The following is a 16,506-nucleotide window of genomic DNA, read 5'->3' as shown; positions in this document are numbered from 1 at the left end:
TCTCAATATAGGAGGTTTATACGAAAAAGGCCAATGATAAATTGAAAATTTAATAATTTTAGTTTTACTAAATTTAAATTTAATTTTTTATTTTAAATTTTTATATTAAAAAACAAAATTTATCTGTTCTTCATTTCATTTATATTTTTTATTAATATAGACATGGTTCCATCTTGATTAACAATAAATTCAACTTTTCTTTTATCTTTTAATAAATCAGTTGGTATATCCATTTTTATTCCTACATCAGTAATAATTTTATGACTTTTTTCTAGTTTTTCATAAATTTGTTCGTTAATTTTTATTTTCTTTTCTACAAAACCATTTTGTGAAATTTCAGATTTATATTGATTCTGCATATCCTCACTGTCTGAAAATGCCTCTCTAGCTATATTGTCTATATCAACTTCTAAATTTTCATCTACGTTATTTTTTATAGCTATTTTTACTTCAGCCTGCTTCATAGAATCTCCCGGATAATACTTTTTAACAATCTCTTCTGCTGATTTTTCTACTATTTTATATTGTTCTTTATAAGAATGTGCCGGCTGTGCCTTTAACAAATAATTGGAAATATAATAATCCTTTTGTCCGTTAATTTCGTATTTTTTTTCTTTTATTTTTAATGAAAAGTCATTCAAATTTATAAATATACATTCATCTATTTTTTGAGTATCATTTGCTAATATAGTTTTATATTTCATAAGACTTACTGTCTGTTTATCATCTTCTATATTTAGACTATGTGTATAAGCTTCTTTATAATTAAACTTTAATATACCAATATACCTATTTTGTTCTTCTTTAAAAATGCAGAAAACAACATCAGCTGCAGGTATATCTATATTAGATAACATAAAGGAATGTAATGTATTGGCTATCTGCTGTGACTGGAAAATAAAATTATCATCATTTAAACTCCGTATATTCTCCCTTATCTGATTCCCTTCTTTTTCAAATATACATTCTTTAATTTCACTATCTTTTAAAAGTTTGATTATATGTTTTTGTAAAAATTCTTCTGTTTCAGATAGATTTAACAGCTCTTCTGATAATACCGTTGTATCTACAGTTGTATCTAATATATGTAATATTGCTTTTTCTATAATAATTTCTCTCAATTTGACATCACCCCCAAGTATTCTACAATATTAAGTCTTAAATTACAAAGCATTTTTCATTTTCAATTCTCATTATAATCAGTCTTAATCCGAATATCACAAGCAAATTTCAGCATATACATAATTGGGGTGAGATTATGAGAATTGCTATATATTCAAGAAAATCCAAACTTACAGATAAAGGAGAATCAATAGAAAATCAAATTAATTTATGTCGTGAATATGCAATAAAAAATTTTGATACTGATGTTTTTGATAGAGATATTTTTGAAGATGAAGGCTTTTCAGGAAAGGATACTGAAAGACCGGCTTTCCAATCTCTTCTGAAATCAATAAGAAATGAAACTTTTGATATAGTAATCTGTTATCGTTTAGATCGAATAAGCCGTAATATAAGTGATTTTTCTGCACTGATTGACGATTTTGAAAAATATAATGTATCTTTTGTGTCTATAAAAGAACATTTCGATACAACTACTCCCATGGGAAGAGCTATGATGTTTATTGCCAGTGTTTTTGCCCAACTGGAAAGAGAAACAACAGCTGAACGTATTAGAGATAATATGCTTCAGCTTGCTAAAACAGGCCGCTGGTTAGGGGGAATTACTCCTCTAGGGTATAAATCCGATTCTATTGTTTGTTCTAGTCTAGGCGGTAAATATAAAAAGAGATTTAAACTAACTCCCATAAAATCAGAAATTAATAAAGTATTAATAATTTTTAATCAGTTCTTAGAAATGAAATCTTTAACAAAAGTTCAGTCATACTGCCTTCAAAATGGTATTAAAACAAGAAAAAATATTAATTTTACTTCCACTGCAATTAAATCAATATTGACAAACCCTGTATATGCCATAGGGGATAAATATTTGTATGATTATTTTACTTCAAACGGTTATTCAATTTCATCATCTATTTCTGAGTTTAATAATGTAAATGGAATTATTGCTTATAATAAAACATCTCAAAAAAAGCATGCTACTAATCAAATACGAAAACCTAATGAGTGGATCATAGCAGTTGGAGAACACAATGGTATTATATCTGGTAAAAAATGGGTTGAAGTTCAAAATCTTATAAAACATAACAGCTCTAAAAATTTCAGGACTGTAAAAAATACTTCTGCAATTCTTTCGGGTATACTTCGCTGTAAAGATTGCGGCTCCTTCATGAGGCCACGTACAGGCAGAATAAATAAAGATGGTGTTATGCAGTATTATTACATGTGTGAATTAAAAGAAAAAAGTAAAAAGCATTTATGTTCTTCTAAAAATATAAAAGGTAATTTATTAGATCAATTGGTTTTAGATGAAATAAAAAAATTATCTTTAGAGAACTCTTATATATTGCTTAGTTTAACTTCAAGAAAATCAATAATTTATGAAAAATCAACTTTACATAATGAAATAATACAAATTGAAAATGTAATAAAAAATAATAAAAAAATAATAAAAAAATTAATTAATACCTTAACTTCATCAGATGAAAGTTCTGCTGCTAAATATTTTATTGAACAAATTGAAGAATTAGACAAAGAGCAAGAATCATTAAATTCAAGACTCTTACAATTAAATCAATTATCCGAAGAAGAAAATCCAATTGACTGTAAAACAGATAAAATAAAAGCCATGCTTGAAAATTTAAGTAGTACAATTGATGCTCTAAGTGTAGAAGATAAAAGAAACCTTATAAAAAGTCTTACAAAATCAATCGTTTGGGATGGCAAAAATATAGATATAATTTTAATTGATGAAAATGTTTCCGTAGATTCTGTATTGCAAATGAAATATTAATGAATATACGTACCACAAAGAAAAATAAAATTGAAATTTCTCTAAATGATCCCATCGGTACAGATAAAGACGGCAATGAGATAAGCTTTAATGATATTTTAGGTACTGATGCAGATACAATTATTGATGATATAGATAATAAAATGCAGGTAAAAAAATTGTATCGTGCTATTCATGATATTTTAAGCGACAGAGAGCGCTTAATAATTATAAAACGTTATGGACTAGAAGGTCAGGAGCCTAAGACGCAAAGAGAAGTTGCAAAAGAACTTGGAATTTCCCGTTCCTATGTTTCAAGAATTGAAAAAAAGGCCGTCCTTCGAATGAGGGAAGCCTTTAGTGATGAAATTGAAAATTAAATTTTAACTATGATATGGTGCTTCGTCCAAAAGAATAAAATATCCCTGATTATGATCGCAGACAGGACAATTTTGTGGTGCCTCTTTACCTGTATGAATATGTCCGCAATTTAAACAAAGCCACATTGATTCTTCATTTTGTGAGAATAGTTTATTTTGTTCTATTTTATCAGCATAACGTCCAAACCTATCCCCATGTGTTTTTTCAATCTCAGCAATCATATGAAAAGAAGAAGCAATATCTTCAAAGCCTTCTTCTTTTGCAATGTCTCCAAAAGTTTTATAAACATCATTATACTCTTCATACTCATTATGCTTCGCTGCTTTAAGAAGACTTAATACATCATCATACATATCCACAGGATATGAACCATCTACAGATATATTTCCCCCCGATAAATCCTTCAAATGTTTATAAAATATTTCTGCATGTTCTTTCTCCTGATTTGCAGTAAAAGTAAAGATTGATTCAATTACATGAAGTTTCAGTTGCTTTGCCTTAGATGCCGCAAATGTATACCTATTTCTTGCTTGGCTTTCACCCGCAAAAGCTCTCATTAAATTTTCTTTTGTTCTACTGTTATTGAATTCTACTGACATAATTAACCTCCAAAGTTTTTTCTTTGGTTAGTATTACCTCTTTTGCAATAATTAATCATTAGAAATTAAAGTTTAGCAGTCTGATTTAATAGAACAATATTATTTTTCAACAATAATATATAGTTACTCTTTTATGCTGCTTTTTTAAATTGTCAGCCAATTCCTCCACCAATCTTATTTTTTGTCCAAATTCAATTCCTTTATTACTGTCATGTGCCACATTATTTGCCCTTCCCATAAATACTGTAATATGTGTTCCTCCCTCCATGAGAAACCAAACAAGCCTTTCTGCACCATTTTCAGAATTACTCATTTTATCATACTCAAAAGTTGATATTTCATCTATTTCCTTTATAATTTCCACTGCATTTGATATTGTTACAATTCCCTCCGTTACTAAATCTATACCTTCTATTAAAGCCATAGGAGGTGTATCTATAATATCTTCGGTTTTTAAAAGACTAACTTTTTTGCCTATAACAGAACCTACTATGCGAGATGTCCTGCCTCCGCATATAATCTTTTTGCCATAAGTATCCATAAATTTTTCAACAATCTTGATATCATCCTTCGTATCTAAAGGAGGCCCTATCATCATATTAGTCCTGCTCTCATGCTGTAATTTGCAAATTGCAACAGTAGAATCATCTCTGATATTACCAAGATAACGTTTATCACACTCTTCTAATACCTTCTTTTTAATAGCAAAAGCGGAATCATTTAAAGAAATATTTTCATATATGAAATTCACAACATTTTCACGTTTCCATCCAAATCTCACAAATTGATTGGGACCTGCCAATACTACCCCATCACTCATTAAAACACAAATATCTCCCGGTAAAAGTTTAAAGTTTGCTTCTTGAATCTCCTTACCATGAAGAATCATTTTTTCCTTTTCTAAAAAATATTCCTCTCCATTTCTTACAAGAATCATATCCGGATTATCATATTCAACCAAATAGGCAGTTCCATCAGCTTTAACTCTAAGTATTGTAAAAGTAGAATAAGCTACTCCTCTTTCCTTACATATGGGAAGAGTGTTTACTATTGTTTCCACCACTTCGTCTATACTTGTTCCACCTAATAACATTGTCATTATTATTCTGCTTGTTAAAGTAGCAAGTATATTTGCTTTAACACCACTTCCCAATCCATCAGAAAGTACCAGTATTGTTTCGTCTTCACCTTGAAATAATTCAACCTTGTCACCACATAATTCCTGTTCTCTCTTAATTAAGCTGCCATAACTGATTTCAGTACATAAATTCATTTTACCACCTCTTACTGTTTATGACTGATTCCTCTATTTCTTCACTTTTCAATATGGATTTTTTTAAGTCCGTCAAGGCAACCTTTGTTTCGCCTGTGGTTTCACCAAGAAGACTGGCAATTTCCTGAGCTACACGCATTTGATTATCAATAACTTTCTGTGCTGTATCTAAAGTCTCTTCTCTCATTTTAACTATCTTCTCTTTTTGAACCATATCTTCTGTAATATCTTTTACAAAAATAACATAATTCTCCCCTATGTCAGCTTTAATTGACGTAATTTCTACAGTTTTCTTAACATCCTCAACAAATTGTATTTCATCATAAACATTATTCCCAAGTCTAGCTTCAATTTGTATATGAGTACAGTCAAAAACCATTTCCAGCGGAAGACCTTCATGGCTAAATTTATATAAATTAAACATAGAAACAGCAGCTTTGTTATATTCTACAATATCAAATTTTTTATCCACAACAATCACTGCATTAGGAGCATTATCCATAACTAGATTTGAAAACGACTCCATTTTTTCCCACATAAATGGAACGCACATTTTTATTTCAGCTTTTCCCTGCCAAACAGCTATGGCTTTTTCTCTACAAGTGTCATAGCCGCATGCTCCGCAATTGTATATATTCTTTTCTGAAGTCTTACCCATAGACTCCAAAATTGCATTTAATTCATCTTCGCTTGGTAGATCTTCCGGTGCTTGTAAGTTTTCATATTCATAAAATAAATCTACTTTTTCTGTTTCTGTTTTAGGTATTTTTGTATGAGTACATTTCCTGGCATTTTCTATTATATTTTCCCTGGCAAGAAGTAATGGTTTATCATAATCTTTTAAAGCAGGTCCGTAACTGCATGAACCCGGACAAGCACTCATTTCTATAAAATATCCCTTTATTTCCTTTCTTGCATAAAGATCTTCTCTTAAAGCTTCTAACATTTGAATACATCTATCAAGACCATCTACTGCTATAGATTTATATGTTTTCTTACTATCATTTGAAACCGTTTTTAAAATCCCCCCCGGAATTGGATATAACCTGTTTACAATACCATGCATTTCTGTTGGATTTTCATCAAGCTTATTTAAGGAAATATTCTCTTCTTCAAGCCAGTTTAAAAGTTCATCAAACATTAAAGTTGCATTAATTGAAATACTTTTCTCCGCTTCGTATTTTTTTGATATACAAGGTCCAACAAAGACCACTTTAATATCTTTTCCATAAACTTTTTTTAATACCTGGCCATGAGCAATTGCAGGAGAAACCACCGGTGCAGCATATTGTAACAAATCGGGAAAATAATTCTCTATAAGAAGATTTACTGTGGGACAGCATGTAGTAATCATATTTCTCATCTTTCCACTTTTAAGAATTTTCTCATACTCTGCTGTTACCATTCCGGCTCCAATAGCAGTTTCTTCTACTCCCATAAAGCCTAATCGCTTTAAAGCAGAAGACATTACTCTGAAAGAGATTCCATCAAAAGCTGAAGCAAATGAAGGAGCTAAACTAACATATACTTTTTCGCCTCGTTTTATATAATTTTTTATTTTATAAATATCCGTCTTTATGTATTTTGCATTCTGCGGGCAAACTAAAAAACATTGTCCGCATAGTATACATTCTCGTTCTATAATTTGAGCTTGCTCATCTTTTAAAGCTATAGCTTTTACATAGCATTTACGCACACATTTATAACAATGTTTACAATTTGCTTTTTTAAATTGAATTATTCCCATAATAATTACCTCTTTAAATTAAATTGAATAAAAACGCCTAAAAGGCGCTTTTATTTCATAATATCTAACTATTTATAGTGTAATAATTCATGAGCTTTATGACCCCTAAGAATTCCTTTGTATAAACTCAAAGTAGTAGGATTTTCACTGGATATCTTTACATTGGACATTCTGTCAGCCTCATACATGCCTTCAGCCCTTTTGTTTCTTGTTCTTTTTTCAGTAGTAGAAGGTTGACCAGCTCCACTGATACATCCTCCAGGACATGCCATTACTTCCACAAAGTCATAATAACATTCTCCTGATTTTATCTTCTCAACTAAATTATTTGCATTACTTAATCCACTGACTATGGCAATTTTTAGTTCTGTTTCTTTGTAAGGTATTATAACTTCCTTAACACCTTCGAATCCTCTAACACCTGTAAATGCAATAGCTTTTAAAGAATTCTTTGCTTCAGGTCCTAATACATAACGAATTACTGCTTCAGTTACACCACCGGTAACTCCAAAAATTACTCCTGCACCACTAGCTATACCAAAAGGCATATCCACAGCTTCAGGTAATATTTCAGAAAATACTATTCCTGATTCTCTAATCATATTTGCTAATTCTTGTGTTGTTATGGAATAATCAACAGCCTGATCGTCTTCAAATTTAAATTCTTCTCTGTTTGCCTCATATTTTTTTGCTGTACATGGCATTATTGCCACAACCTTAGTCTTTTTTGCTTTTTTCTTTGGTCTTTCTTTTCTTGCCTGTTCTTTTAAAACGGAAGCAAACATCTGCATAGGAGATTTACAGCTTGAAATATTATCCGTTATATCAGGATGATTTATTTCCGCATATTTAAACCAAGCTGGACAACATGATGTAAATAACGGTAATTTACCTCCGTTTTCTAAACGATCTACAAATTCATTCGCTTCTTCTATTACAGTAAGATCCGCACCTGTTGCAGTATCATATACATCATCAAAACCCATTCGTTTAAGTGCTGTTACAATTTTCCCCATAACATTACTGCCCTCAGGTATTCCAAATTCATCTCCAAGAGCAACTCTTACCGCAGGAGCAATCTGTGCAACCATAATTACATTATCATCATAAAGATCATGCCAAACTTTTTCTGTATCATCTTTGACAACAATTGCACCAGTAGGGCATACTGCTGAACATTGTCCGCAATTTACACAATTGGTTTCAGCAATAGGCATTTTAAAAGCCGGGGTAATCTCCATATTTGATCCTCTGTAGGCAAAATCAATGGCTCCAACTTTTTGAATTTCAGAGCACATTCTAACGCAGTCTCCACAAAGAATGCATTTATTTGAATCTCTTACAATAGACGGCGAAGAAGTATCTTTTTCTTCCCAAGGACTATAGTTTTCGAATCTTACTTCTCTCAGTCCAAATTTTTGAGCTATATCTTGTAACTTACACTTGAAGTTTTTCTCACAAGTAGTACAATCACGACAATGATCCGCTAAAATCAATTCAAGAATCATTTTTCTGTGTTGTTGTAATTTAGGTGTATTTGTTTTAATTTCCATACCTGATCTTGGAGGTGTAGAACAAGAAGCCATAATGTTTCCATGCTTATCTTCTACTACACACATTCTGCAAGCCCCATATACTGATAAATCAGAATTATAGCAAAAGGTAGGAAGTTCAATACCAATTTTTCTTATAATATCTAAAATGTTTTTTTCTCCTTCTATAGGAGCCAGAATACCATCTATAGTTATATATTTCTTATTCATAATTAAGCCTCCTTGATTGCATTGAAACTGCAACTGTCAATACAAGCACCGCATTTTATGCACTTATCCTGATTAATTACAAATGGTTCTTTAACTTTACCGGAGATAGCATTTACCGGACAAATTCTAGAACATTTTGTACATCCCTTGCAAAGCTCTTCATCAATATAGATTGTTCTTAAAGCCTGACAAGTTTTGGTTGGACATTTTTTGTCAACAATATGTGCAATATATTCATCTTTAAAATATTTCAATGTTGAAACCACAGGATTTGCAGCTGTTTTTCCAAGTCCGCAAAGTGCTGTTGCAGTAATAGTTTGGGCTAACTGTTCAAGAATATCTAAATCTTCAAGTTTTCCCTTACCTTGAACAATTCTTTCTAATATTTCTCTCATTCTTCTTGTGCCTTCTCTGCAAGGTACACATTTTCCGCAGGATTCATTTTGTGTAAAGTTCATAAAAAACCTAGCAACTTCAACCATGCAAGTGTCTTCATCCATAACTACAAGACCACCTGATCCAATCATCGCTCCTACTTTTTTTAAGCTATCAAAATCAAGAGGCAGATCTAAGTGCTCCTCTGTTAGACATCCACCTGAAGGTCCCCCGATTTGAACCGCTTTAAAGGCTTTACCGTTTCTTACTCCTCCGCCTATATCAAAAATTATCTCTCTTAAAGTTGTTCCCATTGGTACTTCAATCAAACCTGTATTTTCAATATTTCCGGTTAAAGCAAAAGCTTTTGTCCCTGGACTCTTTTCTTGACCGATGCTTTTATACCAATCTGCACCGTTTTTAATAATCATAGGTACATTTGCAAAAGTTTCTACGTTATTAAGCAAAGTTGGTTTTCCATACAGTCCTTGTTCTACGGTTCTAGGAGGTTTTACTCTAGGCATACCTCTATCCCCTTCTATAGAAACAGTAAGAGCACTTCCTTCACCGCATACAAACGCACCTGCACCTTTTACAATTTTTATATCAAAGCTAAAATCAGTTCCTAATATATTCTCCCCAAGGATACCTATTCTTTTAGCATCGTCTATTGCTTGTTTCAACCTTTTTACTGCAAGAGGATATTCTGCTCTAACATAGATATATCCTTCTTTAGCCCCTGATGCAACTCCTGCGATCATCATTCCTTCAAGCATTTTATGAGGATCTCCCTCCATAATACTTCTGTCCATAAAGGCACCCGGATCTCCCTCATCACCATTGCACACTACATATTTAACAGAATCTTTTTGTAGTCTTACCTGAGTCCATTTTCTTCCAGCAGGAAAACCTCCGCCTCCTCTGCCTCTAAGTGTGGAATCGGATATAATTTTAATTATATCTTCTTCTGTAATATCAAACAGACATTTTTCCAAAGCACTATAGCCACCATAAGCTATGTATTCCTCTATGGATTCAGCATCTATTTGACCACAATCTTCAAGTACTAATCTCTTTTGATTTTTATAAAAGGGTATTTCCTCCTGCATAGGATAAGAAACACCATTCTTTTTATATACAAGGCGATCTATTACTTCATCTTTAAGAATAGATTTTTCTATAATTTCTTCACAATCATCAACAGAAACCTTAAGATATAAAAGCTTAGCGGGCTCAATTCTGAGAAGAGGACCCATTTCACAAAAGCCATGACATCCACTCTGCTTTAAACCTACTTTGTCTCCTTCTTTTTCTATGTCAAGCAAAATCTCGCAAGGAATTTGTTTTTCTTCTAAAATATTCTTTAATTTTGCGTAAATTTCTAGGGAACCACCAGCAACGCATCCCGTTCCTGCGCAAACATATATTTTCTTTTTTTGCTTTTCGAGTTCATTAAAAAAGCTTTGTCTTTTATCAATTAATTCATTTCTGTCTTTTATAATCATTTGCCTTCTCCATTTCTAAGTTCATTAAGCAATTTTACTGCTTTCTCGGGAGTCATTGCAGCATAAACTTTATCATTCACAGTAATAACCGGCGCTAATCCACATGCTCCAAGGCAAGAAACTGTTTCCACAGTAAATTTTAGATCATCAGTTGTGTTTTTCCCTTCATAAAGTTTTAATTCTTTTCTTAATGCATCTAAGATGGGAATTGATTTTCTTACATGACAAGCAGTACCATCACAAATTTTTATAATGTACTCACCTTTTGGTGATAAAGAAAAATTTTCATAAAAGGTTGCAACACTATAAATTTTAGCAATACTAACTTTTAATTTTTCTGATAAATACGGAAAAATTTCTTTCGGAAGATATCTGTATTCTTCCTGAATGTCCTGTAAAATTGCAACAATAGGGGGTTTTTGATTTGAATGTTGAGCTAAAATTTCATCAATTTTTTCATACTCTATTGTTTGTTTCATAAAATAGCCTCCTTTGGATAAATACTACTTATCAATTTTGTTATTTTTTTAACACTTTTATTATATTATATTCAATTTAAATTTACAAGATTTTTTTGTTTAATTTCCAGTTGTTATAATTTTCAATTAATTGTTTTATAACTTATTTTCCAATGTTTATAAATTATGATTATGTGGCATTTCAATATATATAGGCATTTTTTTATAATAAATTTGAATTGATTTCAAAACGTTTTTTAATAAAAAAAAATAGATTTTGTTTGTTTTGTTAATAAATTAACAAAATTCACTCTGTATTTATAACGTTTTTATCTTAAATTAATCAAAAAAAGAAGCAAATAAGCAATCATAGATTCTTATTTGCTGATAATTTACAATTTATTTATTAAAATATTTTATTATTATTATTCAATAATCATAAACAATTAATAAATATTATTTACAATTTTATTCATATAAACTCTGTGCTATTTTTTCAAACAATGGTATTGCTGCTCCACTTCCAGATCCTCCATCTTGTACAAATACAGTAATAACATATTTAGGATCATCAACTGGTAAAAATCCTGTAAACCAACCATGAACCGTTTCTTCACCATTGTAATTAGCCTGCGCAGAACCTGTTTTTCCGGCTATTCTTATTTTTTCTCCCATTTTACTGCCTGAATCTTCATTTTTATATTCCACGTTTAAGCTCCTAGCTGTACCGAAATCAACAACTCCAGCCATTAATTCCTTTATTGTCTCTGCCGTTTTTTGTGATATGATTCTTTCCGATACGCTGTCTTCAACTTTTTCAGTTTTTCCATCACAAGTAGTTCCCTTAACAAGTAATATATTCTTTTTAATTCCGCCATTAGCTATAACATCAGTTATTTTAGCTATTTGCACTGGTGTTACCAAAACTTTTCCCTGTCCAATAGATAAATTCCCAATTCCTGCACCTTGGCAGTCGGAGAGTGAAGGTAAATTTCCTTTTTTCTCTCCAGATATACTTAATACCGCTTTTTCAGATAATCCGAATTTTTTAGCCATATCCAGAATCTCTTTACCTCCCAATTGCATCCCTAGTTGTATAAAAACACTGTTACACGACTTGGCAAATGCTTCCCTGAAAGTTAATATTCCATGTCCCTTAAGCGAACTGCAATTTATCCTTACACCATTAATTTCTTCATATCCCTTACATTCAAATTTAGTTTCCGGTGTTACAATTCCCTTTTCTAAGGCAGCTGCAGCTACAATAATTTTAAATGTTGATCCTGGTGGATATAAGCTTTGAGTTGCTTTATTTATAAATTCCGTATTATCACTCTCTAAATATTTTTCTATTTCATAAGGATTATAAGAGGGGGTACTGACACTTGAAAGTAGTTCTCCACTTTTTGCATCTAATATAACCATCGCTCCATTGTAATTTGATTCTTCCATTATTTTTTCTGCTTTTTTTTGTAATTCGACATCCAAGGTAGTAATAATTCCACTGTCTGTCTTCTCTTCCTTTGTAGTTATTCCTTTACCTGGTATAATATTTCCCTTTGCATCTGTGGAAGCATAGACTACCTTTTTCTTTTTCGTGAGATATTCATTATAATCTTTTTCAAGACCGCAGGCACCAGCCTCATCTACTTGATTAATATAACCTACAATATGTACTGCAGGTTGGTCTTTTGCATATCTTCTCTCAGCTTTTATAATAAAAGCTTCGTAATTTTTTCTTAAATTATAAGCTACCTCATTATCAAAAGTTGTACTACTATACACTTCATATCGTTTATTTTGGTTTACTACCTTCCTACCGTTTATTGATTTGAATAACTTTTCTATTTTATTATCAATTTTATTTTTAGCTATAATATAAACATACTCCTGAGTATCTCCAGTCAAAGGTATATTGTTTCTGTCATATATAGTACCTCTTTTATTAATTCCATCTAATCGTATTCGTTGTTGCATTGCCGTTACAGATGCATACTTTTCAGTATCTACAATTTGTATAAAAACCAATCTTGTAATTAAAGCTCCCAACAAAAGGACTATACATATTATTAAAAATAATAATCTTTTTTTCATAAAAAAACCCCCTGACTATTATTATTTTTTCCATAGTCAAGGGTATTTATACGTTTTATGAAAAGGTCTGTATTTCTTTATATATAAAAGATAATATATGCATTTTAAAGCTCATGCACAAATAATCCACTTCCTAATTTAGGTTCAAACCATGTGGATTTTGGCGGCATTACCATATCATTATCTGATACAGCAAGTAAATCTGAAATCGCAACAGGATAAAGTGCAAATGCTATGTTCATATCTTCATTAACTCTTTTTTCAAGACCCTCCAAGCCTCTTATTCCTCCGACAAAATCAATTCTCTTATCTGTTCTCGGATCCTTTATTCCTAAAATTGGGTCCAAAAGATTATTTTGTAAAACAGAAACATCTAAAGATTGAATTAAATCTTTATCGTCAACAAATTCAGGCTTTATGGTTATTTTATACCATTCATTATCTAAATACATTCCGAAAGAATGTTTCACTTCCGGTACGTACCTTTTACTACCGTAATTTTCCGTTGTAAATTTTTCTGAGATTTTATTTAAAAATTCTTCTTTTGTATATCCATTTAAGTCTTTAACTACCCTGTTATAGTCGAATATTTTTAAATCTTCATCAGGGAAAATTACTGACATAAAAAAGTTAAACTCTTCACCGCCTGTGTAATTTGGGTTTTCTTCTCTGCGTTTCATACCAACTTTAACTGCTGATGCAGAGCGATGATGTCCATCTGCAATATAAAAAGAATCAAGTTCAGCAAACAATCCTGTCAACAAATCAATTGTATTTTCATCATTTATAACCCATAATGTATGTCCGATTCCATCTTCTGAAACAATATCATATTCAGGTTTATTTTTACTAATCCATCCCTCGATAATTGTTTTTATTCTTTTATCATTTCGGTATGTTAAAAAAACAGGCTCTGTATTAGCATTACATATATCAAAGTGATTTATTCTGTCTAGCTCTTTTTCAACTCTTGTAAATTCATGTTTTTTAATAACATTATTCTGGTAATCATCCACAGACACACAACCTACAATTCCGGTCTGCACTCTTCCATCCATAGTTTGACGATAAATATAAAGCATAGGTTTTTTATCTCTGATCATCACTTCGTCGGCTAAAAAACCATTTAAATTTGATTTAGCTTTTTTGTAAACCACCTCTGTATATGGATCATCAATATCTTCCAAATCAATTTCAGAACGGCATATATGAAGAAAACTGTAAGGATTTCCTTCTGCCATTTTAGATGCTTCCTTTCTATTCATAACATCATAAGGTAATGAAATTACCTTTTCAGCATATTCTTTCTTTGGTCTTACTGCACGAAACGGTTTTACTATTGCCATGTTTCTTCTCTCCTTTTACTATATATTGCTGGTTTTTAAACTAACTTGTGTATTATTTTATCTTATCTAAAATTGCTTTAGTAACATCTTCTATGGACAAACCTGTAGTATCAATTTCTATGGCATCATCCGACTTACATAATGGATTTAATTCTCTTGTAGTATCTTTATAATCTCTTTGACGAATATCTTCTTCTACATCTTCCAAAGTTATATTTTCACCTTTTTCGGTTAATTCAATCCATCTTCTTTTAGCTCGTTCTTTTGTAGACGCCGTCATAAAAAATTTATATTCTGCATCTTTAAGCACATTATTTCCGATATCTCTTCCATCCATAATAATGCTCTTTGACTGACCCATTTTTCTCTGAAGTGATACAAGCTTTTCTCTGACTTCCGAATATGCAGAACAAATAGATGCCATCTTTGTTATTTCAGAAGTTCTTATTTTATCATTAATTATTATTCCATCTAAAATAATATTTCCTTTTGAAAAATCTATGTCAGTATTCTCTAACATTTCCACTAAATCTCTCTTGTTTTCAACATCTAAACCACTTTGTATAATTTTATAAGCTACAGCCCTATACATAGCTCCCGTATCAATATAATCGATACCCAATGTATTTGCCACATTTTTAGCAATTGTACTTTTACCTGCACCCGACGGACCATCAAGGGCTATTCTTATTTTTTTATTCATTATTAATTCCTCGCTGATTATTCTTTTTTCCTCGGTAAATCCCTTCCTAAAAGCTTCTCAATTTCTGAAATAAATGTATTTACATCTTTAAATTGACGATAGACTGATGCAAATCTTACATATGCAACTTCATCAAGTTCTTTCAAATGTTCCATAATTACTTCACCAATAAGATGACTTTCTACTTCTTTTTCCATCATGTTGTTTAACCCACGTTCAATATCATCAACAATCTTTTCAATAGAAGCCATAGAAACAGCTCTTTTTTCACAAGCTTTAATTATACCATTCATCACCTTATTTCTGTCAAAAGCTTCACGACTGCCATCTTTTTTTATAACCATAAACATCATTTCTTCAACTTTTTCATAAGTAGTGAAACGTTTATTACAATTATCACATTCTCTTCTGCGTCTTATAGCCTGTCCTTCTTCCGTAGGTCTTGAGTCAATTACTCTTGTATCGGCATTTTCACAAAATGGACACCTCATAGATTCACCTCCATAGCCTATATTTTATATTTAGTATTAGTATAATGGTTATTCTAATACATCTATTCTACTACATATTGTGGTTTTATCAAGTTTTTTTATTATTCTTCTTCCGTATTATTAATAATATTTTCATTATTTTGTTCATAATTTACTTCTGAATCAAAAATACCCGAAACGTCTACAAGTATCACATCATCACCTATCCTTTTAATATCTTTCCATTTTATAAAGCTGTCATTTTGATCTCTTCCGAAAATATTAAAAAAACTATTCCTCTGTGCAGGTACTATAATACCTTCAATTGTACCACTTTCCAAGTTTACTTCGATATCATAAACAAACCCTAAACTTTTGCCATCATAAATATTTATAACTTCTTTATTTTTTATATCTTGTGTACTAACCATAAATTTGTCCTCCTATTTTTTCTCATATCGAAAACTATTTTTATTGATTCCATTTAAATATATGTACACAAATAAAAAAAATGCAAATTACTAAATTAAAATTTCTGTTTGTACATATTTTTTAATTTATAATTTAATAATCTGTATTTTATCTATGAGAGACTATATTTTTCATTAAAAAAAGGGGCTGTAAAAAAACTCCCCAAATAGAAAACCCGCTGTGGTCATAGAAACCATAGCGGGTTTTTGGTATAATTTATTTATGCAAAAAAACAAAAATACCAACTTTAATTTTACAACAAGACAGTTAAAATTACCACTGGATTTAGAAAAACTTATTGATTTGTCTGATCCAATGTATACCTTTTGTGATGTAGTGGATCATATTGACCTAACACCATACTTTGCAGAGGAAGGCTGCAGAACAGGTCGCCCAAAATGTGATGCACTAAAATTATTAAAGATAAT

Annotated in this window: 15 protein-coding genes; 3 read left to right on the top strand and 12 right to left on the bottom strand. The window is 31.0% G+C overall.

All coding sequences use genetic code 11. The features are described 5' to 3' along the window. Positions 1 to 119 precede the first annotated feature (119 nt). Positions 120 to 1,121: a nucleoid-associated protein gene (locus tag K292_RS0100075; RefSeq protein ID WP_051280068.1), complete on the bottom strand. Its 1,002-nt coding sequence runs from the start codon at positions 1,119 to 1,121 to the stop codon at positions 120 to 122. Positions 1,122 to 1,258: 137 nt separating this feature from the next. Between K292_RS0100075 and K292_RS0100070 the strand changes: the two genes are divergently transcribed. After that, entirely contained in the window at positions 1,259 to 2,914 is a 1,656-nt protein-coding gene (locus tag K292_RS0100070) for a recombinase family protein (protein ID WP_027398118.1), read from the top strand. Next, positions 2,914 to 3,273 (top strand): sigma-70 family RNA polymerase sigma factor, encoded by a 360-nt coding sequence (locus K292_RS15390; protein WP_051280066.1) that lies wholly within the window; start codon positions 2,914 to 2,916, stop codon positions 3,271 to 3,273. The genes K292_RS0100070 and K292_RS15390 overlap by 1 nt, the downstream gene beginning before the upstream one ends. 3 nt (positions 3,274 to 3,276) lie before the next feature. Here K292_RS15390 and rbr read toward each other — a convergent pair whose 3' ends face one another. From rbr to K292_RS0100010, 11 genes are all read right to left on the bottom strand, one after another. Further along, a complete protein-coding gene (gene rbr / locus K292_RS0100060; protein WP_027398117.1) occupies positions 3,277 to 3,873 on the bottom strand; it encodes a rubrerythrin in 597 nt (198 codons plus the stop codon). A gap of 106 nt (positions 3,874 to 3,979) precedes the next feature. Then, positions 3,980 to 5,146, bottom strand: coding sequence for a SpoIIE family protein phosphatase (locus K292_RS0100055; protein ID WP_027398116.1), 1,167 nt, complete (start codon positions 5,144 to 5,146; stop codon positions 3,980 to 3,982). Position 5,147: 1 nt separating this feature from the next. Further along, positions 5,148 to 6,893: a [Fe-Fe] hydrogenase large subunit C-terminal domain-containing protein gene (locus K292_RS0100050; protein ID WP_027398115.1), complete on the bottom strand. Its 1,746-nt coding sequence runs from the start codon at positions 6,891 to 6,893 to the stop codon at positions 5,148 to 5,150. 68 nt (positions 6,894 to 6,961) lie between these two features. Then, complete coding sequence (locus K292_RS0100045) at positions 6,962 to 8,656, bottom strand: [FeFe] hydrogenase, group A (RefSeq protein ID WP_027398114.1); 1,695 nt, start codon at positions 8,654 to 8,656, stop codon at positions 6,962 to 6,964. Positions 8,657 to 8,658: 2 nt separating this feature from the next. Next, entirely contained in the window at positions 8,659 to 10,536 is a 1,878-nt protein-coding gene (locus K292_RS0100040) for an NADH-quinone oxidoreductase subunit NuoF (protein WP_051280064.1), read from the bottom strand. Beyond that, positions 10,533 to 11,015: an NADH-quinone oxidoreductase subunit NuoE family protein gene (locus K292_RS0100035; RefSeq protein WP_027398112.1), complete on the bottom strand. Its 483-nt coding sequence runs from the start codon at positions 11,013 to 11,015 to the stop codon at positions 10,533 to 10,535. Before K292_RS0100035 ends, K292_RS0100040 begins: the two co-directional genes overlap by 4 nt. A gap of 447 nt (positions 11,016 to 11,462) precedes the next feature. Next, the gene (locus K292_RS0100030; protein ID WP_027398111.1) at positions 11,463 to 13,088 is read right to left on the bottom strand and encodes a peptidoglycan D,D-transpeptidase FtsI family protein; all 1,626 of its coding nucleotides are present in this window, start codon (positions 13,086 to 13,088) and stop codon (positions 11,463 to 11,465) included. Positions 13,089 to 13,192: 104 nt separating this feature from the next. Further along, a complete protein-coding gene (locus tag K292_RS0100025; RefSeq protein WP_027398110.1) occupies positions 13,193 to 14,434 on the bottom strand; it encodes a DUF1015 domain-containing protein in 1,242 nt (413 codons plus the stop codon). 52 nt (positions 14,435 to 14,486) lie between these two features. Then, positions 14,487 to 15,137, bottom strand: coding sequence for a (d)CMP kinase (cmk, locus tag K292_RS0100020; RefSeq protein WP_037372071.1), 651 nt, complete (start codon positions 15,135 to 15,137; stop codon positions 14,487 to 14,489). 17 nt (positions 15,138 to 15,154) lie between these two features. Next, positions 15,155 to 15,628: a transcriptional regulator NrdR gene (gene nrdR / locus K292_RS0100015; RefSeq protein ID WP_027398108.1), complete on the bottom strand. Its 474-nt coding sequence runs from the start codon at positions 15,626 to 15,628 to the stop codon at positions 15,155 to 15,157. A 101-nt stretch (positions 15,629 to 15,729) separates the two neighbouring features. Beyond that, positions 15,730 to 16,038 (bottom strand): PRC-barrel domain-containing protein, encoded by a 309-nt coding sequence (locus K292_RS0100010; RefSeq protein ID WP_027398107.1) that lies wholly within the window; start codon positions 16,036 to 16,038, stop codon positions 15,730 to 15,732. Positions 16,039 to 16,300: 262 nt separating this feature from the next. Here K292_RS0100010 and K292_RS15385 point away from each other — a divergent pair. Then, positions 16,301 to 16,506 (top strand): hypothetical protein (locus tag K292_RS15385; RefSeq protein WP_037372125.1); only part of this gene is annotated, 206 nt, incomplete at its 3' end.

The organism is Anaerovorax odorimutans DSM 5092, from assembly GCF_000426305.1.
Taxonomy (GTDB): Bacteria; Bacillota; Clostridia; order Peptostreptococcales; family Anaerovoracaceae; genus Anaerovorax; species Anaerovorax odorimutans.
This window is presented reverse-complemented; position numbering and strand designations above follow the sequence as displayed.